This is a genomic window from Paraplanobispora takensis (genome assembly GCF_016863195.1).
In the GTDB taxonomy this organism is placed as follows: Bacteria; Actinomycetota; Actinomycetes; order Streptosporangiales; family Streptosporangiaceae; genus Planobispora; species Planobispora takensis.
In genome coordinates this window covers 108,231-133,430 of sequence record NZ_BOOK01000016.1, presented here as the reverse complement: position 1 = coordinate 133,430, position 25,200 = coordinate 108,231, and the positions used below count along the sequence as shown (strand labels likewise).

The 25,200-nt window shown below is 71.0% G+C and carries 17 protein-coding genes; 6 read left to right on the top strand and 11 right to left on the bottom strand.

Annotated elements, in window-relative coordinates; all coding sequences use genetic code 11:
- Positions 1-16 precede the first annotated feature (16 nt).
- A complete protein-coding gene (locus Pta02_RS12205; protein WP_203874878.1) occupies positions 17-760 on the top strand; it encodes a TetR/AcrR family transcriptional regulator in 744 nt (247 codons plus the stop codon).
- A 36-nt stretch (positions 761-796) separates the two neighbouring features.
- Here Pta02_RS12205 and Pta02_RS12200 read toward each other — a convergent pair whose 3' ends face one another.
- The 3 genes from Pta02_RS12200 to leuS all read right to left on the bottom strand — a co-directional run bounded on the left by Pta02_RS12200 (position 797) and on the right by leuS (position 5,523).
- A complete protein-coding gene (locus tag Pta02_RS12200) occupies positions 797-1,909 on the bottom strand; it encodes a hypothetical protein (protein ID WP_203874877.1) in 1,113 nt (370 codons plus the stop codon).
- Between the two features lie 90 nt (positions 1,910-1,999).
- The gene (locus Pta02_RS12195) at positions 2,000-2,953 is read right to left on the bottom strand and encodes a hypothetical protein (RefSeq protein WP_203874876.1); all 954 of its coding nucleotides are present in this window, start codon (positions 2,951-2,953) and stop codon (positions 2,000-2,002) included.
- 101 nt (positions 2,954-3,054) lie between these two features.
- Entirely contained in the window at positions 3,055-5,523 is a 2,469-nt protein-coding gene (gene leuS, locus Pta02_RS12190; RefSeq protein ID WP_203875022.1) for a leucine--tRNA ligase, read from the bottom strand.
- Positions 5,524-6,173: 650 nt separating this feature from the next.
- Here leuS and Pta02_RS12185 point away from each other — a divergent pair.
- Positions 6,174-7,877, top strand: a complete 1,704-nt coding sequence (locus Pta02_RS12185) for a hypothetical protein (protein ID WP_203874875.1) — start codon at positions 6,174-6,176, stop codon at positions 7,875-7,877.
- A gap of 67 nt (positions 7,878-7,944) precedes the next feature.
- On the opposite strand, the gene Pta02_RS12180 is transcribed toward Pta02_RS12185, so the two are convergent.
- From Pta02_RS12180 to Pta02_RS12160, 5 genes are all read right to left on the bottom strand, one after another.
- Positions 7,945-9,219 (bottom strand): cytochrome P450, encoded by a 1,275-nt coding sequence (locus tag Pta02_RS12180; protein WP_203874874.1) that lies wholly within the window; start codon positions 9,217-9,219, stop codon positions 7,945-7,947.
- Positions 9,220-9,263: 44 nt separating this feature from the next.
- Positions 9,264-10,439 carry a cytochrome P450 gene (locus tag Pta02_RS12175; protein ID WP_239130366.1) on the bottom strand — a complete coding sequence of 392 codons (1,176 nt, stop codon included), beginning with the start codon at positions 10,437-10,439 and terminating at the stop codon, positions 9,264-9,266.
- 138 nt (positions 10,440-10,577) lie between these two features.
- Positions 10,578-11,429 carry an alpha/beta fold hydrolase gene (locus Pta02_RS12170; RefSeq protein ID WP_203874872.1) on the bottom strand — a complete coding sequence of 284 codons (852 nt, stop codon included), beginning with the start codon at positions 11,427-11,429 and terminating at the stop codon, positions 10,578-10,580.
- Between the two features lie 90 nt (positions 11,430-11,519).
- Positions 11,520-12,791 carry a cytochrome P450 gene (locus Pta02_RS12165; protein ID WP_203874871.1) on the bottom strand — a complete coding sequence of 424 codons (1,272 nt, stop codon included), beginning with the start codon at positions 12,789-12,791 and terminating at the stop codon, positions 11,520-11,522.
- A 42-nt stretch (positions 12,792-12,833) separates the two neighbouring features.
- A complete protein-coding gene (locus tag Pta02_RS12160; RefSeq protein ID WP_203875021.1) occupies positions 12,834-14,480 on the bottom strand; it encodes a GMC family oxidoreductase in 1,647 nt (548 codons plus the stop codon).
- Positions 14,481-14,656: 176 nt separating this feature from the next.
- Here Pta02_RS12160 and Pta02_RS12155 point away from each other — a divergent pair, with 176 nt between their 5' ends.
- Complete coding sequence (locus tag Pta02_RS12155) at positions 14,657-16,192, top strand: long-chain-fatty-acid--CoA ligase (protein ID WP_203874870.1); 1,536 nt, start codon at positions 14,657-14,659, stop codon at positions 16,190-16,192.
- A gap of 182 nt (positions 16,193-16,374) precedes the next feature.
- Positions 16,375-17,826 carry a GGDEF domain-containing protein gene (locus Pta02_RS12150; protein ID WP_203874869.1) on the top strand — a complete coding sequence of 484 codons (1,452 nt, stop codon included), beginning with the start codon at positions 16,375-16,377 and terminating at the stop codon, positions 17,824-17,826.
- Positions 17,827-17,937: 111 nt separating this feature from the next.
- Here Pta02_RS12150 and Pta02_RS12145 read toward each other — a convergent pair whose 3' ends face one another.
- From Pta02_RS12145 to Pta02_RS12135, 3 genes are all read right to left on the bottom strand, one after another.
- Positions 17,938-19,197, bottom strand: coding sequence for an SAM-dependent methyltransferase (locus tag Pta02_RS12145; protein ID WP_203874868.1), 1,260 nt, complete (start codon positions 19,195-19,197; stop codon positions 17,938-17,940).
- A 13-nt stretch (positions 19,198-19,210) separates the two neighbouring features.
- Positions 19,211-20,560, bottom strand: coding sequence for an FAD-binding oxidoreductase (locus Pta02_RS12140; RefSeq protein WP_203875020.1), 1,350 nt, complete (start codon positions 20,558-20,560; stop codon positions 19,211-19,213).
- Between the two features lie 148 nt (positions 20,561-20,708).
- Positions 20,709-22,625: a serine/threonine-protein kinase gene (locus Pta02_RS12135; RefSeq protein WP_203874867.1), complete on the bottom strand. Its 1,917-nt coding sequence runs from the start codon at positions 22,623-22,625 to the stop codon at positions 20,709-20,711.
- Between the two features lie 200 nt (positions 22,626-22,825).
- Here Pta02_RS12135 and Pta02_RS12130 point away from each other — a divergent pair, with 200 nt between their 5' ends.
- Together Pta02_RS12130 and Pta02_RS12125 are read left to right on the top strand one after the other, a co-directional pair.
- Positions 22,826-23,959 carry a CaiB/BaiF CoA transferase family protein gene (locus Pta02_RS12130; protein ID WP_203874866.1) on the top strand — a complete coding sequence of 378 codons (1,134 nt, stop codon included), beginning with the start codon at positions 22,826-22,828 and terminating at the stop codon, positions 23,957-23,959.
- 12 nt (positions 23,960-23,971) lie between these two features.
- Positions 23,972-25,138 (top strand): cytochrome P450, encoded by a 1,167-nt coding sequence (locus Pta02_RS12125; RefSeq protein ID WP_203874865.1) that lies wholly within the window; start codon positions 23,972-23,974, stop codon positions 25,136-25,138.
- Positions 25,139-25,200 lie beyond the last annotated feature (62 nt).

Genomic DNA, 25,200 nt, shown 5'->3' with positions numbered 1-25,200 from the left:
ACCGTACGATGTATCCATGACTGTGTGGGAGCGGCCGGAGCCGCAGACCCGACCCGCGCCCGTGCCGCTCAGCCGGGAGCGGATCGTCGCCGCCGCGATCGAGCTGGCCGACGAGGGCGGGCTGGAAGCGGTGTCCCTGCGGAAGGTCGCCGCCAAACTCGACGCCGGGCCGATGCGGCTCTATGGCTATATATCCACCAAAGAAGAGTTATTTGATCTCATGGTGGACGCGATTCACGCCGAGATCCTCCCGCCGGAGCAGGCCCCGGAAAAGGGCACCGGAAAGGATGCGGGAAAACCCGAGGGAAAGGGCACGGACTGGCGGGACGCCCTTCGCACCCGGGCGCACCGGACCAGGCAGACCGCCCTGCGCCACGAGTGGCTCGCCGACCTGCTCGGCGGCCGGCCGAGCCTGGGCCCGAACGCGCTGGCCGTGACGGAGTCCTCACTGGCGGCCCTGGACGGCCTGGCCGACGTCGACACCGTGATCCGCGCCGTGGAGACCGTCAACGCCTACGTGACCGGCGCGATCAGAAGCGAGATCGCCGACCGCCGGGCCGAGCGCGCCACCGGGATGTCCGAGAGCGAATGGCAGGACGCGGCCGGGCCGTACCTGAGCGGGATGCTGGCCACGGGCCGCTACCCCGCGCTGGCCAGGGCCGTGCACGACGGCGCGGACGTGGACGCCGGCACCGCTTTCGACGCCGGGCTCGGCTGGGTGCTGGACGCCGTGGAGGCCAAACTGACCCCTCGCGGGTGAGCGCGGCGGGAGAGGACGCCGTCCAGGGCGCAGATCCTAGGAGGTCGGCGTGGGTATCGGCAGGCGGCTGTTGACCGCCGTGGGGTCGGCGACCGCTTCCAGGTCGCGGGTGAGCAGCATCTGGTGCACGAAGGAGGCCGGGGTGCCCGGGGTGAGGGCGAGGGTGGCGCGCAGGACCGTGAAATTCCCGCTCACCACCTCGTCATGTTCGATCTCCTTGGCATGATCCCCGTACAGCGTGCCCTGGGTGGTCGGGGCCGCCGTGGTGAGCTTGGTGGTGAGCGCCTGTTTCACCGCGGGGATCGCCCCGCTCCTGGGCGCCACGCAGATCACGTTGACGGCCGTGTCGCCCGGGGACGCCGGACGGCGCAGCCCGACCCCGTACAGCGCCACCGCCCCGGAGTTCTGCGGGACGGTGAGCACCGCGGTGACGACGTCGCCGAGGCAGTCGGCGACGGCGGCGTGCGCGGAGACGTCAGCGAGAGAACGATCACCGCCGAGCACGGCGGAGACGGGTGCGGCGGCCGATCCCACGGCGACCGTGGAGCCGGTGACGACGACCTTGTTGAGCTGGTTCACCAGACCGAGATCGATCAGCGGTCCGTCCGGGTCGAGAGCGTGGTCGTCGGCGAGCGACAGGCCGTCATGATCGCCGATCTTCGCGGGTACGCCGCCCAGCGCGGTCAGCTTGGTCTTGATCGTCTCGGCGTCCACGCCGCCGTCGATGCGGACCGCCGTATCCGGCGGCACGCCGATCGAGACGGCGTGGTCGGCCGCGTAGGGGGCGATGCCGGTCCGCTCGGTGAGCGGCCGCCCCGCCCGGACCAGTTCGCCCAGGCCGTACCCGATGACGGACAGCCAGGTCTTGTCCCGCCCCGGCCCCTGATCGGTGGTGACGCCGATGTCCCGCCAGTGGGCCAGGTCACCGTACTCGAAGTGGAGGGCGGCGGGCCCGTCTCCGGAGACCCCGGCCATCGCGGCCCGCAGGCCCTGCGACGCGGGGGCGCCGGAGCTCCCGGGGGTCTGCGCGGACTCAGGCGCGGTCGGGGATCCGCCCGGCCGCGGGCTGGCGCCGCCACCGGAGCAGGCGGTCAGGGCCAGCCCGCCCGCCAGCAGGAACGCACCCGTACGTCGGGCTATACCTCGCATGTGCGAACCCTAGTGAAAGGTCGTCCCGCCTCGTGACCCGGGCGGCCCTGTCAACGGTCCGGAGCGGGCGGCAGGTGGTTCCCCGGAGGGCTACAGGAGATTCTCGGGAGAGAACGTCTTGAGGAAGAACGACGCCGAACTCCCGGCGGTGTGCCGTACCCCGGCGCGCAGCACCGTGAGGCCCTCCGACTCGACCTCGTCGTGGACGATCTCCTCGGCGTGGCGGCCGATCGGCTCGCCCTGGTCGGTCGTACCCCGCGTGGTGAACCCGCCGGCGAACCCCCTGCGCGCGTCGGCGCCCGCAGTGGGCTCCGGCAGCACGCAGATCACGCTGGAGGGCCGCTCGTCCGCCGAGCCGGGACGGCGCAGGCCGACCCCGTAGAGCCGGACGCCGCCGGGCGTCTCGGGCCGCCGCAGGGCGGCGGTGACCACGTCGCCGAGGCAGTCGGCGACCGCGACGTACTCGGGATGGTCCTCCAGGTCGAGCGGGCCGCCGAGCACGTCGGCGAGCCCGGGGCCGGTCGCGATGACGGAGTCGCTCACGGCGACCTCGGCGAAGGGGTCGTCGTTGCCCCTGACGGCCAGCCCGCCGTTCTCGACGGTCGTGGTGGCGTATCCGCCCCGGGAGATGACCTCGTGGTCACCGACCTTCACGGGTTTCCCCCCGGAGGCGACGAGCTTGTCCCGCACGGCCGCGGCGTCGAAGGCGCCGTCCAGCCGGACGGCCGCCGGCCGGTGTCCGACCGAGACGGCCCGGTCGGCCGCGGACAGGTCGACGCCGATCGAGTCACGCAGCTCCGGGGTCCCGAGCACGTCCAGCCCGAAGTAGGCCGCGTCCAGCCAGGGCCCCTCGGCCTCCGGCTCCCGGCCCCGCATCACGCCGAGCTCCCGCCAGTGGGCCAGGTCGTTGTATGCGAACGGCTGATCCGCCTCACCACCCGACACCTCGGACATCGCCCCGCGCAACCCGGTCCCGGCGTCGCCGCCCGAGCAGCCCGCCATGACCAGCCCGGCCAGCGCCAGGAGCATCCCGAAACGTCGCACACACGTACTTTAGTGAAGAACCCCGGCTCTCCCGATCCACAGTGGAGCGGGACCGGGCTCCCCTCCCGCGGGGCGCGCCGGAGCGCCCCGCGGCCCGTGCGTCAGGGGACGATGTTGACCAGCTTGGGGGCGCGGACGATGACCTTGCGGGGGGCACCGGACAGGAAGCCCCGGACCCGCTCGGAGGCCAGCGCCAACGCCTGCAGGTCGGCCTCGGAGATGTCCGGGGAGACCTCCAGGCGGTCACGGACCTTGCCCGCGACCTGCACGACGCAGGTGACGGAGTCCTCGACCAGCAGGGCCTCCTCGGCGACCGGCCAGCCGGCCCTGGCGACCGAGGCCGGGTGGCCCAGCCGCTCCCAGCCCTCCTCCGCCGCGTACGGCGCGACCAGCGACAGCATGACCGCCAGCGCCTCGGCGCCCTCCCGGACCGCCGGGTCGGCGGCGCCGGGGCCGGAGTCGATGGCCTTGCGCAGCGCGCTGGTCAGCTCCATCATGCGGGCCACCGCGACGTTGAAGCGATGGGACTCCATCAGCTTCGTGACCTCGTCGACGACCTTGTGCACGGTCTTGCGCAGGTTCAGGTCACCGGTGGCGACGTCCGCGCCGGGCGCGGAGGCCGCACCCGTCTCGGCCATCACCCGGAAGGCGCGGGCCAGGAACTTCTGGGAGGCGGCGGGCGAGACGTCGGCCCAGTCGATGTCGTCCTCGGGCGGACCGGCGAAGACCATGGTCAGCCGGACGGCGTCCACACCGAAGGCGTCGATCTGCTCGCCCAGGTCCACGCCGTTGCCCAGGGACTTGGACATCGCCTTGCCCCGGTTGATCACCTGGCCCTGGTTCAGCAGCCGGGTGAACGGCTCGGTGAAGTCGACCATGCCCATGTCGTGCAGGACCTTGGTGAAGAACCGGGAGTACAGCAGGTGCAGGACCGCGTGCTCGACGCCGCCGACGTACTGGTCGATCGGGCCCCACTGGCGGATCTTCTCGACGTCGAACGGCCCGTCCTCGTAGTCCGGGTCGACGTAGCGCAGGTAGTACCAGGAGGAGTCGACGAAGGTGTCCATCGTGTCGGTGTCGCGCTTGGCGGCACCGCCGCACTTGGGGCACTCCACGTTCACCCAGTCCTCGGCCGAGGCCAGCGGGGAGACGCCCTTGGGCGCCAGGGCCTCGCCGCGCAGGTCGGGCAGGGTGACCGGCAGCTGCTCGTCCGGGACGGGGACCTCGCCGCAGTCGGCGCAGTGGGTGATCGGGATCGGGCAGCCCCAGAAGCGCTGACGGGACAGCAGCCAGTCGCGCAGCCGGTAGTTGACCGCCGCCTTGCCGGTGCCGCGCTCGCTCAGGACCTCGATGATCTTACGGATCGCCTCGGTCTTGCCCAGGCCGTCCAGCGGGCCGGAGTTGACCAGGGCGCCGTCGCCCGCGGTCGCCACGCCGGTCTCGCCGGGGTCGGCCAGGCCGGTGTGGACCACGACCCGCACCGGCAGGTCGAAGGCGCGGGCGAAGTCCAGGTCGCGCTGGTCGTGGGCGGGCACGGCCATGATCGCGCCGTGGCCGTAGTCGGACAGCACGTAGTCGGCCGCCCAGACCGGCATGCGCTCGCCGTTGACCGGGTTGATCGCGTAGCGGCCCAGGAAGACGCCGGTCTTCTCCTTCTCGGTGGACAGCCGGTCGATGTCCGACAGCTTGGCCACCTCGGCCCGGTAGGACTCGAAGGCCTCCCGCTGCTCCTCGGAGACGATCTCCCCGGCCAGCGGGGCGTCCGGGGCGACCACGAAGAAGGTCGCGCCGTACAGCGTGTCGGGGCGGGTCGTGTAGACCGTCACCGGCTCGTCGCGGCCCTCGATCACGAAGTCGACGTCGGCGCCCTCGGACCGGCCGATCCAGTTGCGCTGCATGGTCAGCACGCGGTCGGGCCAGCCGCCCTCCAGCTGGGCCATGTCGTCCAGCAGCCGGTCGGCGTAGTCAGTGATCTTGAAGTACCACTGGGTCAGCTCGCGGCGGATCACCTCGGCGCCGCAGCGCTCGCACCGGCCGCCGACGACCTGCTCGTTGGCCAGCACGGTCTGGTCGTTGGGGCACCAGTTGACCAGGCCGCCCTTGCGGTAGGCCAGGCCGCGCTCGAAGAAGCGCAGGAACAGCCACTGGGTCCACTTGTAGTAGCCGGCGTCGCTGGTGTGCAGGCGGGTGGACCAGTCGAAGGAGATGCCGTAGCGCTTGAACGAGTTCGCCTGGGTCTCGATGTTGGCGTAGGTCCACTCGGCCGGGTGGGCGTTGCGCTTGATCGCGGCGTTCTCGGCGGGCAGGCCGAAGGAGTCCCACCCGATCGGGTGCAGGACGTCGTAGCCCTTCTGGAAGAAGTAGCGCGCGACGACGTCGCCGATGGCGAACACCTCGGCGTGACCCATGTGCAGGTCGCCCGAGGGGTAGGGGAACATGTCGAGCATGTAGCGCTTGCCGCCCGCGCCGGAGGGGGTGGCCGGCGCCGCGAAGGGGTTCAGCTCCTCCCACCGCCGCTGCCACTTGACCTGCAGTGCCTGCGGGTCATAGTGCTGCTCGTCGGTCTGCATGTCGGCTTGCTCGCTCACGTTTTCTTCCCTCGGTGTTCATCCGCGCAGATGATCTTGAACCATCCGACCCAATAGAAAAACCCTCCGCTCACGCGAAGGGCAGCCGCATCGACGGGGCGCTCAGCGCCGGGAAGGCCGATGCGGCCCGGTAAGCAGCAGGGTCGCGGCACGCATAGTCAAAGACTATCGCAGTCCGCACGTCTTTTCATGAACGGCGGTTTTTCACGGACGGCGAGGGCTTTTCACGACCGGCGGCCGAAGGCGGATACGGCGGCCCCGTCGCCTGTCCGCGGGAGCGGGTACGGCGAGCCCGCCACCTGCCCGTCCGGGCGAACGCGGGACACCGGCGCCGCGGACCACCACAATGGGTGCGACGTCCATGAAGCAGTACGGAGTCCGCAATGGTAGATCCGTTGTGACCTCGCGCGTCCATCCCGTTTACCCTTTTCACCGTGGCACACTCAGCAGAGCCGGGACAGGGCCCGGATCCGGCGGCGCAGGCGGGCCTGCCGATGCAGGATCCCCCGACCGATCCCAGCGGGCTCCAGTTCGGGGAGGCGTTCTCTCGTTTCCCTGCGAACGTCCCTGCTTCCCATGAGAGCATGCCCAATACCCCCAATTCGGGCACCCCGGCGAGAGGTAAGGAACCCATGGCCTCGGAGCAGTCCAGCCAGCCCCACCTGCCTCCGGCATGGGCGCAGACACCCGAGCCCTCGCAGTCCCGGGCGAACGACCCGTTCAGCACCGGCGGCACCGGCCCCCGGCAGCCCCTCCCCCCGAACGAGCGGCAGCAGCCCGCCGCGGGCGCGACCTCCTGGAAGGCCACCGTCCCCGGCAACGGCTCGTGGCAGCAGTTCTTCGGATCGCAGGACCCGGCCCCGCAGGGCGCCCCGGCGCAGGAGGACTCCGGTGTGTGGTCCCCCGCCGCCGCGACCCCGGCCGTCGGGATCCCCGCCGCGACCGCCCCGGGGAACGGCGACAACGGCGGATGGGGCGCCTCCCCCGACCCCTTCGCGAAGCCGGACCCCTTCACCTCGGCCGACCCCTTCGCCAGGCCCGAGTCCTTCCCGTCCGCCGATCCCTTCTCCAGGCCGGACTCCTTCGCCTCCGCCGATCCCTTCGCCAGGCCGGAATCCTTCCCTGCCGATCCCTTCGCGAAGACCGCCACTTTCGGTCCTCCCGGCCAGGCTCCCGCCGACCCGTTCGGCAACGGCGGCGGGAACGGGAACGGCCGGCCCGGCGGTGACCACGGCCCGCACGGCCCCGCCCAGCAGGGCCTCCTGCAGCCCGGCCAGGGCTTCCCGCCCGGTCACGGCCCGGGAGACCCGCAGCCGGGCCAGGGCGTGCCGGGTCAGAGCGGCCCCGGGCACCCCCGGCCGGGTCAGAACGGTTCCGGGCACAACGGTCCCGGTCACAACGGCCCCGGCCAGGGCATGCCGGGCGGCCCGCAGGGGCAGCAGATCCCGCCGGGCGGCCACCTGAGCCGCGACCCCTCCGACCCCAACCGGCCGTTCGTCACCGCCGGTCAGATCAGCGGGCCCAAGACCCCGCCGCCGGAGCGCCAGCAGGAGCTGTGGAACACCGTCTTCGGCGAGAACTACCAGGCCATCGGCGAGGACGACGAGCTCGACGAGCCGGGCAAGCCCGTCTGGATCTTCGCTCTCGCCGGGTCGGCGGTGATCGCGCTGGTCGGCGTGGTGCTCTGGGCGTTCCTGGCCGGGCCGCTGGCCTCCGCCGAAGAGAGCGCCCCGGCCCCCACGCCCGCGCCCTCGGCCACCAAGAAGACCGCCAAGCCGCGGACGATCGGCCGCCTGCCCCGCTACAAGGGCGACGCCTCGCCGGTCGCCGGGACGATCACCGACACCAACGCGTCGCTCACCCTCCCCCGGCTCGGCACGCCGTGGCAGCAGGACACCCGCCCGAACCTGACCACGACGTACGGCTTCAGCACCCGCCAGTACGCTCCCGCGGGCCAGGACGCCTCCGGCAAGGCCCAGTACGCGGAGGTGATGTCGGGCCCGCTCTCGCCCCGCCTGAAGAGCCGCTACACCTCGCCGGAGAACCTCGCCCCGGTGATCAACGCGGTGACGCTCGCCGCCCGCAAGAAGTTCTTCCCCGAGGGCAACACCGCCCGCAAGACCGCCCAGCAGACCCTCTCGGTCGGCGGGCTGCCGGCGCAGCTCGCCGCCTACGAGATCACCTCGGGTGAGACGAAGACGACCGTCGTCGTGGCGGCCGTGAGCACCGGGGCCGATCTGCCCTCGATCGTCTACATGTCGGTGCCGGGGGACGTCAAGGAGCTGCTGCCCGACGTCAACACCGTCTTCAAGGGGATCAAGACGACCGGCGGCTGAGGACCCGCGCGGGCGGGCGCCGGTCGCGCCCGCCCGGCGTCCCGTGCCGTACGGCGTCCGCCGCGCGTCAGAAGACGCACTCCATGTGCTTGATGCCGTTGATGAAGCTGGAGTAGAGCCGCTCGGGCCGGTGTCCCTCGATCCCGGGGACGCGGCGCAGCAGTTCGCGGAACATCACCGTGATCTCCCGTCGGGCCAGGTGGGCGCCCAGGCAGAAGTGCGGGCCGGGACCGCCGAAGCCCACGTGCGGACCCTCGGTCCGCAGGATGTCGAACCGGAGCGGATCGGTGAAGACGGCCTCGTCCCGGTTGGCCGACCAGTAGTAGAGCACCGCCTTCTCCCCCTTGCGGTAGAGGGTGCCGTTCATCTCGTGGTCGCGGGTGACCTTGCGCCGCATGTAGTTCACCGGGGAGGCCAGCCGGACGATCTCCTCGACCGCGCCCGGGGCGTGACCGTCGATGTCGGACAGCCAGAGCGCGCGCTGGTCGGGGTTCTGGGTCAGCAGGCGCAGGCCGTAGGAGATGGCGTTGCGGGTGGTCTCGTTGCCCGCCACCACCAGCAGGATGAAGAACGAGCCCAGTTCCTGGGCGGTGAGCCGCTCCCCGTCGATGTTGGCGTTGACGAGCGAGGAGGTGAGATCCGCGGTGGGATGCTCGGTGCGGTGCGCGCCGAGGTCCTGGACGAGCTGGTTCAGCTCCAGCCCGGCCATGAGCAGCCTCTCCGCGATGCTGTCCACGTCGGTTCCGCCGTACTCGGGGTCGAAGCCGCCCAGGATGATGTTCGACCGGTCGAAGACGAAGCCGTAGTCCTTCTCCGGGATGCCCATCATGTCGCAGATGATCTTCAGGGGGAGCTTGGCCGCCACCTCGGTGACGAAGTCGCAGCCCGGCCCCTCGGCGAGCAGGTCGTCCACGATCCGCACGGCCGCCGCGTCGACGTCGGCCTCGAATTGCTTGATCATCTTGGGGGTGAAGGCCCGCGACACGATCCGGCGCAGGCGCGCGTGCCGGGGGTCGTCCATGTTGATCATCGAGCCGAAGTACTCGGTGAACTCCGGCGGCATGTCCGGGATGTTGGTGGCGCCGCCGTCCCCCGAGCAGAAGACCTCGGGGTTGCGGCTGGCCTCCAGGATGTCGGCGTGTTTGACCAGGGCGTGGTACCCGGGTCCCGCGGGGGCGAAGGGGACCTCCTGCTCCGCGTAGAAGACCGGGTGCTCCAGGCCGCGCAGAAGCCGGAAGGCGCGTTCCCGCTCCGCCATGGGCCGGGCCCAGAAGTCGTAGTCCGACAGGTCGAAGTCGTCGGCGGAGAGGATCGGCCTCCGCTCGGCTGGCGTCACGCTCATGACGTAAGTCTTTGCGCAAGCAAAGACTTACGTCAATGCGTCACCTAGAACTCGCACGCCAGATGCTTGATCCCGTTGATGAAGCTGGAGCGCAGGCGGTCGGGCTCGCCGGCGGAGCGGATCTGCGGCAGCCGGGTGAACAGCTCGCGGAACATCACCGTGATCTCCCGTCGGGCCAGGTGGGCGCCCAGGCAGAAGTGCGGGCCGGGACCGCCGAAGCCCACGTGCGGACCCTCGGTCCGCAGGATGTCGAAGCGGTGGGGGTCGGTGAAGACGGCCTCGTCCCGGTTGGCGGCCCAGTAGTAGAGCAGGACCTTGTCGCCCTCGCGGTAGAGGGTGCCGTTCATCTCGTGGTCGCGGGTCACGGTGCGGCGCATCCAGGCGACCGGGGAGGCCAGCCGGACGATCTCCTCGACCGCGCCGGCGATGCGGCCGTCGAAGTCCTCGGCCAGCAGCGCCCGCTGATCGGGGTTCTCGGTGAACAGGTGCAGGCCGTGCGAGATGGCGTTGCGCGTGGTCTCGTTGCCCGCCACCACCAGCAGGATGAAGAACGAGCCGAGCTCCTGCATCGTCAGCTTCTCGCCGTCGATGTTGGCGCTGGTCAGCGAGGTGATGAGATTGTCGCCCCCGGCGTCGGCCAGGGAGACGACCAGGTCCTGCAGGCGCTGGCCGGCGCCCAGGAGCAGTTCGGCCGCGCGGCTGACGTCGTCGATGAACTCGGGGTCGCCGCCCGACAGGATGACGTTGGAGGCCTCGAAGACCGTCTGGTAGTGCTCCTCGGGGATGCCCATCATGTCGCAGATGATCTTCAGGGGGAGCTTGGCCGCCACCTCGGTGACGAAGTCGCAGCCCGGCCCCTCGGCGATGAGGTCGTCGACGATCCGGGTGGCCTCGGACTGCACGTCGTCCTCGAACTGCTTGATCATCTTCGGGGTGAACGCCCGCGACACGATCCGGCGCAGACGCGCGTGCCGCGGGTCGTCCATGTTGATCATCGAACCGAAGTACTCGTTGAACTCGACCGGCAGGTCGTGGATGCTCGTCGAGCTCCTGCCCGAACAGAAGACCTCGGGGTTGCGGCTGGCCTCGATGATGTCGGCGTGCCTGACCAGGGCGTAGTAACCCGGGCCCGCGGGGGCGAAACTGATCTCCGGCTCGGGGAAGCGGATCGGATGCGGTTGCGCGCGCAGTACGGCGAAGGCGGACTCGCGCTCGGTCATCGGCCGCTCCCAGAAGGCGACGTCCGAGAGATCGATGTCGGACAGGTCGATCTCGGGCAGCCCCGTACCCGCCTGCGAAACCGTCACGCCAGCCTCCATTAGAACCAAGTTCGGTTTCTTGCCGATCCTGCCATACGGTCACTGTTCCAACCAGTGCAGAACGAGCCGATTCACCTCCTCGGGCCGTTCCAGATGGAGGAAGTGGCCCATCTCGTCGATCACTTTCACCTTGGACCCCTTCGGCAGGAAATGCGGCGCCGTCACGGCCAGGCCCGGGTCCAGGCAGCCGTCGCGCTTCCCGTGCAGGTAGAGGATCGGGACGTCCCCGCCGGTCGCGGCCTGCTCGGCGGCGTAACGGCCGCTCGGCGGCACGGTGCCCAGCATGGCGCGGTAGTAGCCGATCGCCGCGGCCAGGTTCGCCGGCTCCCCCAGGCTCCGCCGTACGTGGGCGACGTCCTCGGCGGCGTCGTAGCCCGGCGACCAATCTCGCCACAGCCCTTCGATGAACCCCTCCCCGGCGGCGGCCGTCTCGGCCAGGGGCGTCTGGAACAGGAAGACGTAGAAGGAGCGCTTGAGCTGGTCGTACTCGAAGAAGCGCGTCAGCATCGCGGCCGGCGGGGGCACCGCCATGGCGACCCCCCTGCGCCACCGGTCCGGGGCGAAGGCGGTGGCGCCGTACACCGGGAACGCGCCCCAGTCGTGCCCGATGAGCACCGCGTCGCCGTCCCCGCCGAGCACCTCGTGCAACGCGCAGGCGTCGGCGACCAGCGCCCCGGGCTCGTAGACGCCGTCGCCGGGGATCGAGGTGGGCGCGTACCCCCGCATGAACGGCGCGACCGCCCGGTACCCGCGCGCGGCCAGTTCGGGCATCAGGTGCCGCCAGGTGTGGGCGGTGTCGGGGAAGCCGTGCAGGCACAGGGCCAGCGGCCCCTCCCCCATCTCCAGGTAGCCGAAGTCGATCCCGTTGGCCGTGACCGTCTTGATCTCCATGCCCGTGAACCTAACACTAGCTTGGCACCCTGCGGCAGGCCGGACACCCGGAGGAAGGTGGGCGGCGCCGGAGAACAGGAGACGAGCCGATCACGGAGCCGCCCCCACGGCGATGTACGGCAGGTGCTTGATGCCGTTGATGAAGTTGGACAGCAGATAGTCGGGTTCGCCGGTGGTGCGGATCTCCGGCAGGCGGGTGAACAGCTCGCGGAACATCACGGTGATCTCGCGGCGGGCCAGGTGGGCGCCAAGGCAGTAGTGCGGGCCGGGGCCGCCGAAGCCCACGTGGGGATTCGGGTGGCGGGTGATGTCGAAGACGTCGGGGTCGGTGAAGACGCTCTCGTCGCGGTTGGCGGAGTTGTAGAAGAGCAGGACCTTGTCGCCCTCGCGGTAGTCCATGCCGTTCATCGAGTGGTCGCGGGTGAGCGTGCGGCGGAACTGGATGACCGGGGTGGAATAGCGGATGATCTCCTCGACCGCCCCGCCGATGCGGCCCTCGAAGTCCGAAAGGAGCAGCTCCCGCTGCTCGGGGTGGTCGGTGAGCAGCTTCAGCCCGTGGGAGATGGCGTTGCGGGTGGTCTCGCTGCCGGCGACCACGAGCAGGATGAAGAACGAGCCGAGCTCCTGGGGCGTCAGCGACTCCTCGCCGTTGACCAGCAGGCTGGTCAGGTCCCCGTTGGAGTTCCCCCGCCGCTCGCGGCCGAGCCGGGCGGCCAGGTGGTTGAGCGAGCGCCCGGCGCTCATCAGCTTGACCAGGCCGCGGGCCACGTTCCAGCGTTTGAACTCGGGTTCGATGCCGGTGTACTCGGAGTCGGCGTTGCCCAGGATGATGTTGGTCGCCCGGAGCACCCGGTCGTGGTACGCCGCGGGAATGCCCATCATGTCGCAGATGACCTGGACCGGGAGGCGGGCCGCGATCTGGGTGACGAAGTCGCCGGGGCCCCGCGCGATCGCCTCGTCCACGATCCGGGTGGCCGCGCTCTGGAGGTCCTCCTCCATCTTGGACAGGATCCGGGGCGTGAACGCCCGCGAGACGATCCGGCGCAGCCGCGCGTGCCGGGGATCGTCCATGTTGATCATCGAACCGAAGTAGACCGCCATCCACCGGGGCATGTCCACGATGCTGTTGGCCGTCGGCTCGCTGCTGAAGACCCCGGCGTTCCTGCTGGCCTCGGCGACGTCGGCATGCCGTACCAGCGCGTAGTACCCGGGCCCGTGCCCGACGAAGGGGACCTTGTTCTCCTTGACGAAGACGGGCCGGTCCAGTCGGCGCAGCCGCCGGAAGGCGTCCGCGCGCTCTGCCTGAGGGAGAGCCCAGAACGGGATCTGCGACAGGTCGATGTCCGTCACACTCGCGGTCATTAACCCAGGTTTCTGCAAGTGATTACTTACGTCAAGTGTGAGTCACGACACACGCTTCGCCCACGAGGCCCGCTGTCCCTCCGTGATCAGGTCGGCCGCCTTCTCGCCGATCATGACGGCGGGGGCGTGGGTGTGGCCGCGGTTGATGACCGGCATGATCGAGACGTCGGCCACGCGCAGCGCCGCGACACCCCGCACCCGCAGAAAGGGGTCGACCACGGACTCCTCGTCGGCGCCCATGCGGCAGGTGCCGACCGGGTGGTACAGGGTCTCGCTGCGCTCGCGGATCCAGCGGGCGAGCTCCTCGTCGGTCTCCGCCCCCCAGTACGGGTCCATCGGCGGGCCGGCGAACGGCTTCAGGGCGGCGGTGGCGAACAGCTCCTTGGCCCTGCGCAGTCCCGCGATCTGCCGCCGGACGTCCACCTCGGCCGCCAGGTAACCGGGGTCGATCACCACCTCCCGGCCGTTGAGGGAGATCCGGCCGCGGCTCTCGGGCTGCAGCAGGATCGAGGCGATGGTCAGGCCGTGGCCGGACGGCGGCGTCATGCCGTGGTCGATGAACGGCCCCGGGGCGAAGATCAGCTCGATGTCCGGGGCGGGCTCGTCGGGCGTGGTCCGGATGAAGGCGACGGCCTCGCCGACGTTGGAGGTGAGCATGCCCCGCCGGCCGACCAGGAAGCGCAGCAGGTTCGTGACGGAGTCGGCGCCGGCGAGCGTGACCGGCCGGGGGCAGTGCAGGATGACGCCCGAGGCCAGGTGGTCCTGGAGGTTGCGGCCGACCTCGGGCAGGTCGTGGACCGGCTCCACCCCCTGCGCGCGCAGTTCCCCGGCGTCCCCGACGCCGGAGAGCATCAGCAGGTGCGGCGAGCCGATCGCCCCGGCCGACAGGATCACCTCCCGGCTCGCGCGCAGCACCGTGCCGCCGCCCGGCTCACCCGTCCCGGCCGCCCCGCCCGGCTCGCCCACACCGCCCGTCCCGCCCGCACCTCCGGTGGGCCCGTCGTACTCCACGCCGACCGCGCGCCCGTCCTCGATGAGGATCCTGTTCACCTGCGAGGAGGTGATCACGGTCAGGTTGGGCCGCTTCATCGCGGGCCTGAGGTAGGCGTCGCAGGCGCTCCAGCGCCGGCCGCGGTCCTGGGTGACGGGCGTCGGGCAGTAGCCCTCGTTGGAGGGGCCGTTCAGCTCGTCGAGCCGGGTCATCCCGAGTTCCCCGCAGGCCGTCAGGAACGCGGCGGTGGTGATGTTGGGGCTGCGCAGCTCGGAGATGTGGATGGGGCCGTCGGTGCCGTACACCTCGCCGCGGTTGCTGCCGACGCGGTGCTCCGCCCGCCGGAAGTACGGCAGGACCTCGTCATAGGACCAGCCGGGGACCTCCCAGCCGTCGTAGTCGGCGCGGTGGCCGCGGACCCACATCTGGGCGTTGAGCGAGGAGGAGCCGCCCAGCACCCGGCCGCGCGGCCAGTAGAGCTCCCGGCCGGACATCTCCGGCTGCTTGGCGGTGGTGAAGTCCCAGTCGTACGGGGTCTTGAACAGCTTGGCGAACCCGACGGGCATGCGGATCTCCAGCTTCCTGTCGGACCCGCCCGCCTCGACCAGCGCGACGCGGACTCCCGGGTCGGCCGACAGCCGGTTGGCGAGGACGCACCCCGCCGAGCCGGCGCCCACGATCACGTAGTCGTACTCCATGCTCACTGACCCTTCCTTCGTCCAGACGGTCAGCTCGCCTCCCCGATAAGCGGGCTCTTACCTGCTTACTCGCCTCCGCTTTACCCGTCAATTTGTAATCTGGGCTACCTACCGGTTGGTATGTCCCGCCTGCCAGGATGAGCGGGTCAGAGTTTGTTCGGACGGAGGACCCATCCATGCTCAACCTGTCGATCGTGCTGGAGGACAGCGCCCGGGAGGCCCCAGACCGCACCGCTCTCGTCTTCGGTGAGCTGCGTCTGCCGTACTCCCTGGTCAACACCGTCGCGAACCAGGTTGCCAACCTGCTGGTCTCGCGGGGGATCCGCAAGGGTGACAAGGTCGCGCTCGCCTGCCCGAACCTTCCCTACTTCCCCTTCGTCTACTTCGGCATCCTGAAGGCCGGGGCGACGGTGGTGCCGCTCAACGTCCTGCTCCAGTCCCGCGAGATCACCTACCACCTGGAGGACTCCGAGGCCAAGGCGCTGTTCTGCTTCGAGGGCTCCCCCGAACTGCCGCTGGGCGAGCGGGGCAAGGCCGGCTTCGAGGGCGCCGCGGGGACCGAGCACCTCTTCGTGCTGCCGGCCACGCCGTTCGCCACCGAGTCGGAGTACGGCGAGACCATCTGGGCGGCGCTGGACGGCGTCTCCGGCGAGTTCGAGACGGTGCAGACCGCCCCGGACGACACCGCGGTGATCCTCTACACCAGCGGCACCACGGGCCAGCCCAAGGGCGCCGAGCTCAGCCACCAGAACATGCTGATGAACGCCATGGTCTCGGACGAGATGTTCCCGCGGAGCGAGGGCGGGGACGCCTACCTGGCGGTGCTGCCGCTGTTCCACTCCTTCGGCCAGACCGTGATCATGAACGCCGGGTTCCGCCGCCGCGGCACCATCGTGCTCATGCCGCGCTTCGAGCCGGGCCCCGCGCTGGAGCTGATGCGCCAGGAGAACGTCACGCTGTTCGCGGGCGTGCCGACCATGTACTGGGCCATGCTCACGAAGATCCACGCCGACGGCGACGAGGTGCCCTCCTCGCTCAGGGTCGCTGTGGCCGGCGGCGCGTCCTCCCCGGTCGAGGTCCTCAAGGACTTCGAGACGACCTTCGGGGTCGGCATCCTGGAGGGCTACGGCCTGTCGGAGACCTCCCCGGTGGCCAGCTTCAACCAGGTCGGCAGGCCCAGCAAGGCGGGCACCATCGGCACGCCGGTCTGGGGCGTGGAGATGAAGCTGATCGACAGCGACTGGAACACGGTCGAGGGCGAGGGCCCGGGTGAGATCGCGATCCGCGGCCACAACGTGATGAAGGGCTACTACAACCGGCCCGAGGCGACCGCCGAGGTGATGAAGGACGGCTGGTTCCGCACCGGCGACATCGCCACGCGCGACTCCGACGGCTACTACGCCATCATCGACCGGGCCAAGGACATGATCATCCGGGGCGGCTTCAACGTCTACCCGCGTGAGCTCGAAGAGGTCCTGATGACCCACCCGCAGGTCTCCCTGGCCGCGGTGGTCGGCGTCTCCCACGACTCGCACGGCGAGGAGGTCAAGGCCTACATCATCCGCACGCCGGGCGCGACCGTCACCGAGGAGGAGCTGGTCGGGTGGTGCAAGGAGAACATGGCGGCCTACAAGTACCCGCGGATCGTCGAGTTCCGTGACGCCCTGCCGATGACCGCCACCGGCAAGATCCTCAAGCGCGAGCTCCGCTAGCTTCCCGCTCGCCGTACGGCGGCGCCGGAGACCTCCGCGTCCCGGCCCGCCGTACCGGCGCCGGAGGAAGGGAGCCGGAGGAAGGGAGCCGGCGGGCGAGGGGGTGAGGCCCGGGCGTCTGTGAACGCGATCACAGAGGCGGATTCCGCTCAGGTCGAGGTCGTGGCTGCCGATGGACGGGCATGGCAGCCGGAAGAGCATGGGCCTTTTTGGGCGTGGCGGGCGCGATCGCCGCCGTGACCGCCGTCGTGTACGCGACGACGGCCGGCGAGATCATGTACTTCTCCCTGTACGGGGTCATCTGCGCCCTGTCCTGGTGGGCGGCGTTGCGGGTCGTGGCCGACGGGGACCGGCGACCGTGGTTGCTGATCGCCCTCGCCCAGACGCTCTGGCTGACCGGTGACTCGATCGAGATGGGCTTCCTGCTGACCACCGGCCAGGTGCCCCCGGTCGGGATCAGCGACGCGTTCTGGCTCGGCGGTTATCCCCTGATCGCCACCGCCCTGGTGCTGATGGCCCGCCGCCGGGCGCCCGGCCGGTTGCGCGGGGGCGTGCTCGACGCGCTGACCCTCACCACGGTGGCCGGGCTGGCCTCCTGGCAGTTCCTGATCCAGCCGCTCCTGGGCTATGGCCTCGACGACGCCATCATCCCCGCCCTCTATCCGGTCGGCGACATCGTCCTGCTCGCGGCCACGCTGTTCCTCACCCTGTCCCCCGGCGAACGCGGCGCCCCCACCCGCCTGCTGCTCGCCGCGGTCTTCGTCTATCTGGCCGTCGACCTCGGCTACAACCTGCTGCCCTACGTGATGGACTACACGTACGTGGAGAAGCTCGGCGCCGGACTGCTGCTCGGCCACGCCGTGCTGGTCACGGCCGCGCTGCATCCCGGCCGGGCCGAGCTGACCCGTTCCGGATCCCGGGTCCACACCCTGCACCCGGCCCGGGTCGTCTTCCTCGGGCTGGCCCTGCTGGGCACGCCCACCCTCGCCCTGAGGTACGCGGGCTTCAGCGAGCAGGAGGTGCTGACCATCGCCGTCAGCGCGGCCTGCGCGGCCTTCGTACTGGCCCGCTTCACCGGAGCGGTCCGCGAGCAGGAGCGCATGCAGGCCCAGCTCGCCTACCAGGCGCGGCACGACCCCCTCACCGGCCTGGCCAACCGGACGGTCCTGAACGACACCCTGCAGCTGGCCGTGGACGACGCCCGCTCCGGGGTGACCGTGCTCTACCTCGACCTCGACGGCTTCAAGGAGATCAACGACACCCACGGCCACGACGCCGGGGACGCCGTCCTGCTGTCGGTCGCCGGCCGCCTGTCCGCCCTGGCCGGGGACGGCGACCTGGCGGCCAGGCTCGGCGGCGACGAGTTCGTCCTGCTGTGCCGGGACAGGCCGCTTCAGGCCGCGGTGGAGCTGGCCGAGCGCGTCCTGCACGAGGTCTCCACGCCGACCCTGTTCCGGGGGCACCGGCTGTCCGTGGGCGCCAGCGTCGGCATCGCCGTCCACGACGGCGCGAGTCCCGGTGCCACGGCCCCGGGGATCCTGCGGGCCGCCGACGCCGCGATGTACTCCGCCAAGCGCCTGGGCAGGGGCCGCTGGGTCGCGGCCGACGACACCGACCCGATCATGGCCGCCTGAAGAAGAGGGCCGCGGCCGTCCGCCCGTGCGGGGGCGGGACGGCCGCGGCTCTCGCGCACGACGGCGGCGGTGCCGGCCGGATCCGGCTACCGGTCAGGGTCCGGACGCCGGTCAGGGCCAGTCGAGCGAGGGGCGCAGCGGCATGTGGGCCCCGCCCTGGGCGTCGAGTCTGGTGGCCAGCACCTGGTGGAGCTGGATCTTGTTGCGCTCGAATCCGACGACGCAGCCGGCCATGTAGAGCCGCCAGACCCTGGCGGTGCCCTGGCCGACCTCCTCCACGGCCTCGTCCCAGTGCTCGTCCAGGTTGGCGCACCAGTGGCGCAGGGTCTGCGCGTAGTGCTCGCGGAGGTTCTCCTCGTGGCGGATCTCGAAGCCGAGGTCCTCCATCTGGCGGATCAGATAGCCGACCGACTCCAGCTCCCCGTCGGGGAAGACGTAGCGGTTGATGAAACCGCCGGCGTTGAGGGTCTTCTCCACACCGGTCGGCCGGGTGATGCAGTGGTTGAGCAGCCGTCCGCCGGGGACGAGCTTGCCGTACAGGAACCGGAAGTAGAACGGCAGCTGTTCCTTGCCGATGTGCTCGGTCAGGCCGATCGAGCTGACCGCGTCGAAGCCGGTCTCCCGCACGTCGCGGTAGTCCATGTGCCGGATCTCGACCAGGTCGCCGAGGCCGGCCTCGGCGACGGCCTTCTGCCCCCATTCGGCCTGCTGGCGCGAGAGGGTGACCGCCAGGACCTTCGTCCCGTACTCGCGGGCGGCGTGCATGGCCATGCCGCCCCAGCCGCAGCCCACGTCCAGCAGCCGCATGCCCGGCTTGAGGCCGAGCTTCCTGGCCACCAGGTCGAACTTGGCGAACTGCGCCTCCTCCAGCGAGGCCTCCTCGGAGGGGAAGACCGCGCAGGTGTAGGCCATGGAGGGGCCGAGCACCCACTCGTAGAAGGTGTTGGAGACGTCGTAGTGGTGGTGGATGACCTCGGCGTCGCGCTTCTTGGCGTGCCTGCTGCCCAGCTTGGCCATCATGCTGCGCCGCATCTCCTGCGGCGGGGGCGGCATCCGCGTCAGCAGCGGCTTGATCCCGAGCGCGCGGATCGCCGCGACCTTCTCGTTCATCGGGATGTCGTTGATGGTGAGCGACCACATGCGTGACAGCAGGGTGTACATGTCCCCGTGTACGTCGAGGTGCCCGGAGACATAAGCGCGGGCCAGACCCAGTTCGCCCGGGGCCTGCGCCAGGTAGGCCACCGCGGCCGGGGACCTCACCTCGAGGGTGACGTCCGCGTCGTCCTGGCCCGCCTTGCTGCCGTCGTAGGCGACGAGACGGACGCCCGTCCCCGATCCCACGACCTTGTCGAATATTTCCGCGAGCTTCACAGCAGGAACCTCCTTAACGCCCCCGCACACACTTGTCGTAGAGGTCGAGCAACCGGCCGCCCGGGTCGTAGGCCCGTTTGACCGGCCAGTAGGCGTCACCGTTGTACAGACGCCAGAATTCGTCCCGGGGGTAGAACGACGTTGAGTACAGCGACTTGTGCCCCTCGAGACCGTGCACCTCGCGCTCGATGAGGCGGTTGTGGTAGCCGTCGAACTGCCCCCGGGGCAGCGGGACGGTCCCCCAGAAACCGAAGTTCACATACAGCCGCCCGGGCTCCAGCGGATAGAGGGGCCAGCGGCCGCCCGCGGTGAGCGGGCACATCCACACCGGCGTCATGCCGACCTTGGCGTGGAAGAACTCCAGGAAGTCCGCCCCGTGCTCGACGGGCACCTCGATGTCCTGGATGACCGACTCCTGCATGGGCTGGTTGCGCCACCGGTCCACCCGGGCGATCAGGCCGTACCTGCGGTCGAGGCCGACGAGCCTGCGGTAGACGTCGGAGCGCATCCACCGGCGCGGCATCAGCGAGCGCACCAGCGGCCCCTGCACGCCGAAGGCCCGCGAGCACCAGAACCAGTCGGTGTCCCAGCGCCACAGATAGTCGCGGACCGTCAGCCAGTCGCGGGTCCTGCTCTGGATCGACTGGTAGTAGATCCGCATCCCCGTGTAGTCGGAGACGTACGGCGCGCGCTCGGCGAAGCGGCCCACGGTGATGTAGAGCTCGCCCGGCTCGAAGAACGTGCCGTCGACGAAGTCGACCGGCTCCCCGTCGTGCTCGCGGCTCTCGCAGATCTCCTGCATGGCGAGCATGCACTTGTGCGCGTCGGTGAACTTGATGTGCGTCAGCCGGACGTACGGCTGCACGGGCTTGAGCCTGATCCGGATGCGCAGGGCGTAACCGAGCGTGCCGTAGGAGTTGGGGAAGGCCCGGAACAGGTCGCGGTGCTCGTTGTCGTCACGCGCCACGACGATGCGGCCGTCGCCGGTGAGGATCTCCATCTCCTCGACCGACTCGTGCGGCAGCCCGTCGCGGAAGCTGGTGGACTCGATGCCGAGCCCGGTGACGGCGCCGCCGAGCGTGATGGTCTTGAGCTGCGGGACGACGTACGGCATCAGCCCGTGCGGGAGCGTGGCGTCCACCAGGTGCTCGTAGGTCGTCATGCCCTGGACCTCGGCGGTCATGGTGACCGGGTCGACCTCGATGACCCGGTCGAGGTCCTTGGCGGAGAGCGCGGCCCCCTGGCCGCCCTTGCGGAACCTGAACAGGTTGGTGGTGGCCTTGGCCAGCCGGGGCGGCGCGTCCTGCGGGATCGCCGAGTAGGACTCCCTGATCCGCTCGACTGCCCTCCGGTGCTCCGACATCTGTGTCGTACGTGTCACAGAACATCACCCCCAGGACTCTCGACCGGAAAGATCGTCCATAGAACGTTATATCCCCGATATCCCATAAGCCAGGAGGGGTGGGTTAAACCCCTGAAAACTCTTTGAGGAGGTAATGTCCGCATCCCCGTCAGGTCACCCGGCGCCACACCTGGAAGCTGTCGAACACCGAGCGCATCGTGCCGTCCGAGGCCGGCCCCTCCTCGGCGGGAACCACCCAGGTCAGGACCACCGCGATGTCGCCGACCTCGATGAAGCGCCGCGTCTCCCGGAAGCTCCGCCCGGAGGAGTCCTCCTGCGACCCGGCGTCCCCGCCGTAATCCGCTTTCCCGCCGTAGTCCGCGTCCTCGCCGTACTCGTCGCTCCCGTCGGCCTCGTCTGCCTCGCCGCCCGCGTCGATCTCACCGACCTCGCCGACCTCGCCGCTCTCACCCGTCTCGCCGTCCTCCCGCGGGCGCCAGGTGAGCCGCCAGTCGAGCCCGCTGCCGTAGGCGGTGGTGACCCGGTTCCACTCCTGGGTGATGATCTGGCTGTTCCGCGCGGTGTCCGCCCTGGCGTTCGACCACACCGACTCCAGGTCGCCGATCGAGCGCACGACCTCCACCGACATGGAGGCGCCCCCGTCGGGCCGCGTCCAGCGCACGCCCTCCCCGCCGGGCAGGGCCTGGGCCCGCCAGCCGGCGGGGTGCTTGATGGACCAGTCGTCCTTCTCCGTGACGGCCAGGTCCGGCTTGGCGGCGGCCGGGCGGCTGCTCTTGGTGGGCTTGGGCTCGGGCGTGGGGGAGGCGGGCTCCTCCGGCTCCTCGGCGGCGGGCTCGTCGTCCTCGGCGGAGGCCGCGGCGGGCTCGTCCGCGGCCGGAGCCGCCTCGGCGGCCACCCGCCCGTCCTCGGCCGACATGATCCATCCCGCGGCGCCGGCGCCCAGCAGGACCACCGCCAGCGCCACGACCACGGCGATCGGGCCGCGCCCGCGCCGGGGCGCCGCGGCCCGTCCCGCGCCGCGGCCCCGGACGGGGTGGGCCGGCGCGGTGGGCTGCCGGAGGGGGGAGGGCCCGATCGAGTCCCCGGTCCGGGGAGGGCCGTCCGGAAGATGCCGGGTCTGGAGGTCCCCGGCCGGGAGCCGCTGCCCCGTCGAGAACCGCCCGGCCGGGGACGGCCCGGCCGCCGCGTCCGCCCCGGGGACGGCGGCGGTGAGGACGGAGGGGTGGACCCCGGACCGCCGGGCCGTCGTGACCGTGTCCCCGCTCACCTCGGCCAGCAGCGCGTCGGCCTGCTCGGCGGTGAGGCGGTGCGCGGGTTCACGCTGCATCAGGCCGTACAGGACCTCGTACATCTCCGCAGGCACCCGGCTGAAGTCGGCCTCCTCGGTGAGCAGCGCCCCCAGCGTGGAGATGGCGTCCTTGCGCTCGAAGGGCGCCCGGCCCACCAGCATCGCGTAGAGCGTCGCGCCCAGCGCCCACAGGTCCGACCAGGGACCGGCGGGCGTGCCCGTGGCGCGCTCGGGCGGCAGGAAGCTGGGTGAGCCGGTGACCATGCCGGTCTGGGTCAGCGAGACGTCGCCCTCCACGGTGGCGATGCCGAAGTCGGTCAGCACCGCCCGGCCCTCGGAGGTGAGCAGGATGTTGCTCGGCTTGACGTCGCGGTGCATGATCCCGGCCTGGTGGGCCATGTGCAGCGCCGACAGCACCTGGCGGCCGATGTGGGCGACCTGGCGCGTCGGCAGTGAGCCGACCTCGTCGAGCCCGCGGGCCCTGACCAGCTCCATGATGATCCAGGGACGGCCGTCCTCCTCGGCCACGTCGTAGACCGCCACGATGCCCGGGTGGTTGAGCCGGGCCGCGGTCCTGGCCTCCCGGGAGGTGCGGGTCAGCTGGCGTTCGTGCTCGGCCGGTGACAGGTGCGGCGGGAGCAGGACCTCCTTGACCGCGACCGGGCGGTCGAGGACCGTGTCGTAGCCCTCCCACACCACTCCCATGCCACCCCGGCCGAGCTCGCGCACGAGTGTGTATCGTCCGGCGACCGCGCGTCCCCCGTGCGGATGTGCCATGCCCCGTCCCCCAGGTCCCCAGCTCCCGATCCGTCGAGCCGCAAGTTTCCCACACGCCCCGCCCGTCCCGCCGAGCGTCTTGCCAGGGAGAGTGGAATGTTGTTCTACTGGCCTCGCAGGATGAGCCGCGCACTACCAAGCGATTGCTTGTTTACCGGGTGCCCGGTTAGAGTTCGAGAGCGCACCCCGGAGGGAACGCCATGGATCACGTGAGCAGGAAGGGCCCGCTGGCTGGGATCCGCGTACTGGAGCTGGCCGGTCTGGCCCCCGGGCCGTTCGCCGGGATGATGCTGGCCGACCACGGCGCGGAGGTGCTGCGCGTCGACCGGGTCTCCGCCGTGACCGCCGCCGGGGACAAGCCGCGCTCCGACGTCATGGACCGCGGCAAGCGGACCGTCGGCCTGGACCTGAAGTCCCCCGAGGGGGTCGCCGCGTTCAAGAGCCTGGCCGCGAACGCGGACGTGGTCATCGAGGTCTTCCGGCCGGGGGTCGCCGAGCGGCTGGGCATCGGCCCGGCGGACCTGCACGGGGTCAACCCCCGCCTGATCTACGGGCGGATGACCGGCTGGGGCCAGGACGGCCCGCTGGCGCCGACGGCCGGGCACGACATCGACTACATCGCGATCTCCGGGATCCTGTCCATGCTCGGCCGCGAGGGCGGCAAGCCCACCCCGCCGATCAACATCCTCGGCGACTTCGCCGGCGGCGGCCTGATGCTGGCCTACGGCGTGCTGCTGGCCCTGCTGGAGCGGGAGCGGACCGGGGAGGGCCGGGTGATCGACGCCGCCATGGTGGACGGGGCCGCGACGCTGTTCGCGATGTTCTACCACGGCGTGCAGAGCGGCTTCTGGGGCCCGCGCGGCACCAACCTGCTCGACACCGGCGCCCCCATGTACGACACCTACGAGACCGCCGACGGCAAGTTCATGGCGGTGGGCGCGCTGGAGCCGCAGTTCTGGGCCGAGATGGTCTCCCTGATGGGCCTTTCCGACCTGCCCGACCGCAACGACCGGGCCGGCTGGCCCGCGCTGCGCGAACGGCTGGCCGAGGCGTTCAGGTCCCGCACCCGCGCCGAGTGGGAGGCGGTGTTCGACGGCTCGGACGCGTGCGTCTCCCCCGTGCTGGAGATGTCCGAGGCGGGCGACCACCCGCACAACAAGGCGCGCGGCGCCTTCGTCGAGGTCGGCGGGGTGCGGCAGCCCGTGCCCGCGCCCCGGCTGCTGGGCGTTCCCGAGCAGGACCTCTCCCCCGCCACCCGGCTGGCCGACCTGTCGGCATGGGGCCTGCCGGAGGAGACCGCCGCCGGGCTACGGGCGTCGGGAGTACTCGCCTGAGAGGAAGTCACGATGGACCACGCGGCCAGGATCGACCTGCTCGACGGAGACATGTACGCCGGGGACCCCGGCCCGCTCTACGCCTGGCTGCGTGAGAACGCCCCGGCCTACTTCGACGAGGGCAACGGTCTGTGGGGCCTGTCCCGGCACGCCGACATCTCGGCGGTCGAGCGGGACGGCAGGCTGTGGTCCAGCACGGGCGGCTACCGGCCGCAGCTGCCCAGCGACCCGTCGATGATCGGGATGGACGACCCCGAGCACGCCGAGCGCCGCCGCCTGGTCTACCGGCGCTTCACCCCGCGCTACGTCACGGAGAAGTACACCGAGCGGATCAGGTCCGTGGTGACCGAGCTGATCGACGAGGCGCTGGAGAAGGGCACCGTGGACGCCGTGCCGGCGCTGGCCGCGCCGCTGCCCGGCCGGATGATCGGCTGGCTGCTGGGCTTCCCCGACGAGCGCTGGCCGGAGCTGGTCCACTGGTCGGAGACGACCATCGTGGCCGGGGGCGGCCTGCGCTACGTCACCCACGACGCGGCCGTGGCGGCCGGCGAGTTCGCCACGGCCGTGCTGGAACTGGCCGCCGAGCGGCGCAGGTGCCCGCACGACGATCTGACCACGCTGTGGGCCGGGCGGTCCGACTACGACGACGAGCACCTGGCCAACGAGGCGCTGCTGCTGCTGGACGGCGGCGCGGAGACCACCAGGACCGTGATCGCCACCGCGATCGACGCGCTGATCCGGCACCCGGAGCAGTGGGCGTTGCTGAGAGAGGACCCGGGGCTGATCGGGGAGGCGGTCGAGGAGTTCATCCGCTGGACCACCCCCGTCCTCAACATGTGCCGGACCGCCACCCGCGACACGGTCCTGGCCGGTCAGAAGATCTCCGAGGGCCAGCAGGTCCTGATGATGTACGGCTCCGCCAACCGCGACCCCGCCGTCTTCACCGACCCCGACGTCTTCGACGTCACCCGCGTCCCCGGCGGGCACATCGCCTTCGGCCTGGGCACCCACTTCTGCCTCGGCGCGGCGCTGGCCCGGCTGGAGCTGCGGATCTTCTTCGAGGAGTTCGTGCGCCGGATCGGCTCGGCCGCCTGGGCCGACGACCGCGGCCCGCGCATCCTGCCCAACGCCTTCGTGCGCGGAGTGACCTCCTTCCCGATCGTCCTGACGCCCCGCTGACCTGCCCGGGGACGCCCCGGTCTCGTCGTTCACGCCCGCCGGCCGTACCGCACCCCTGTCTT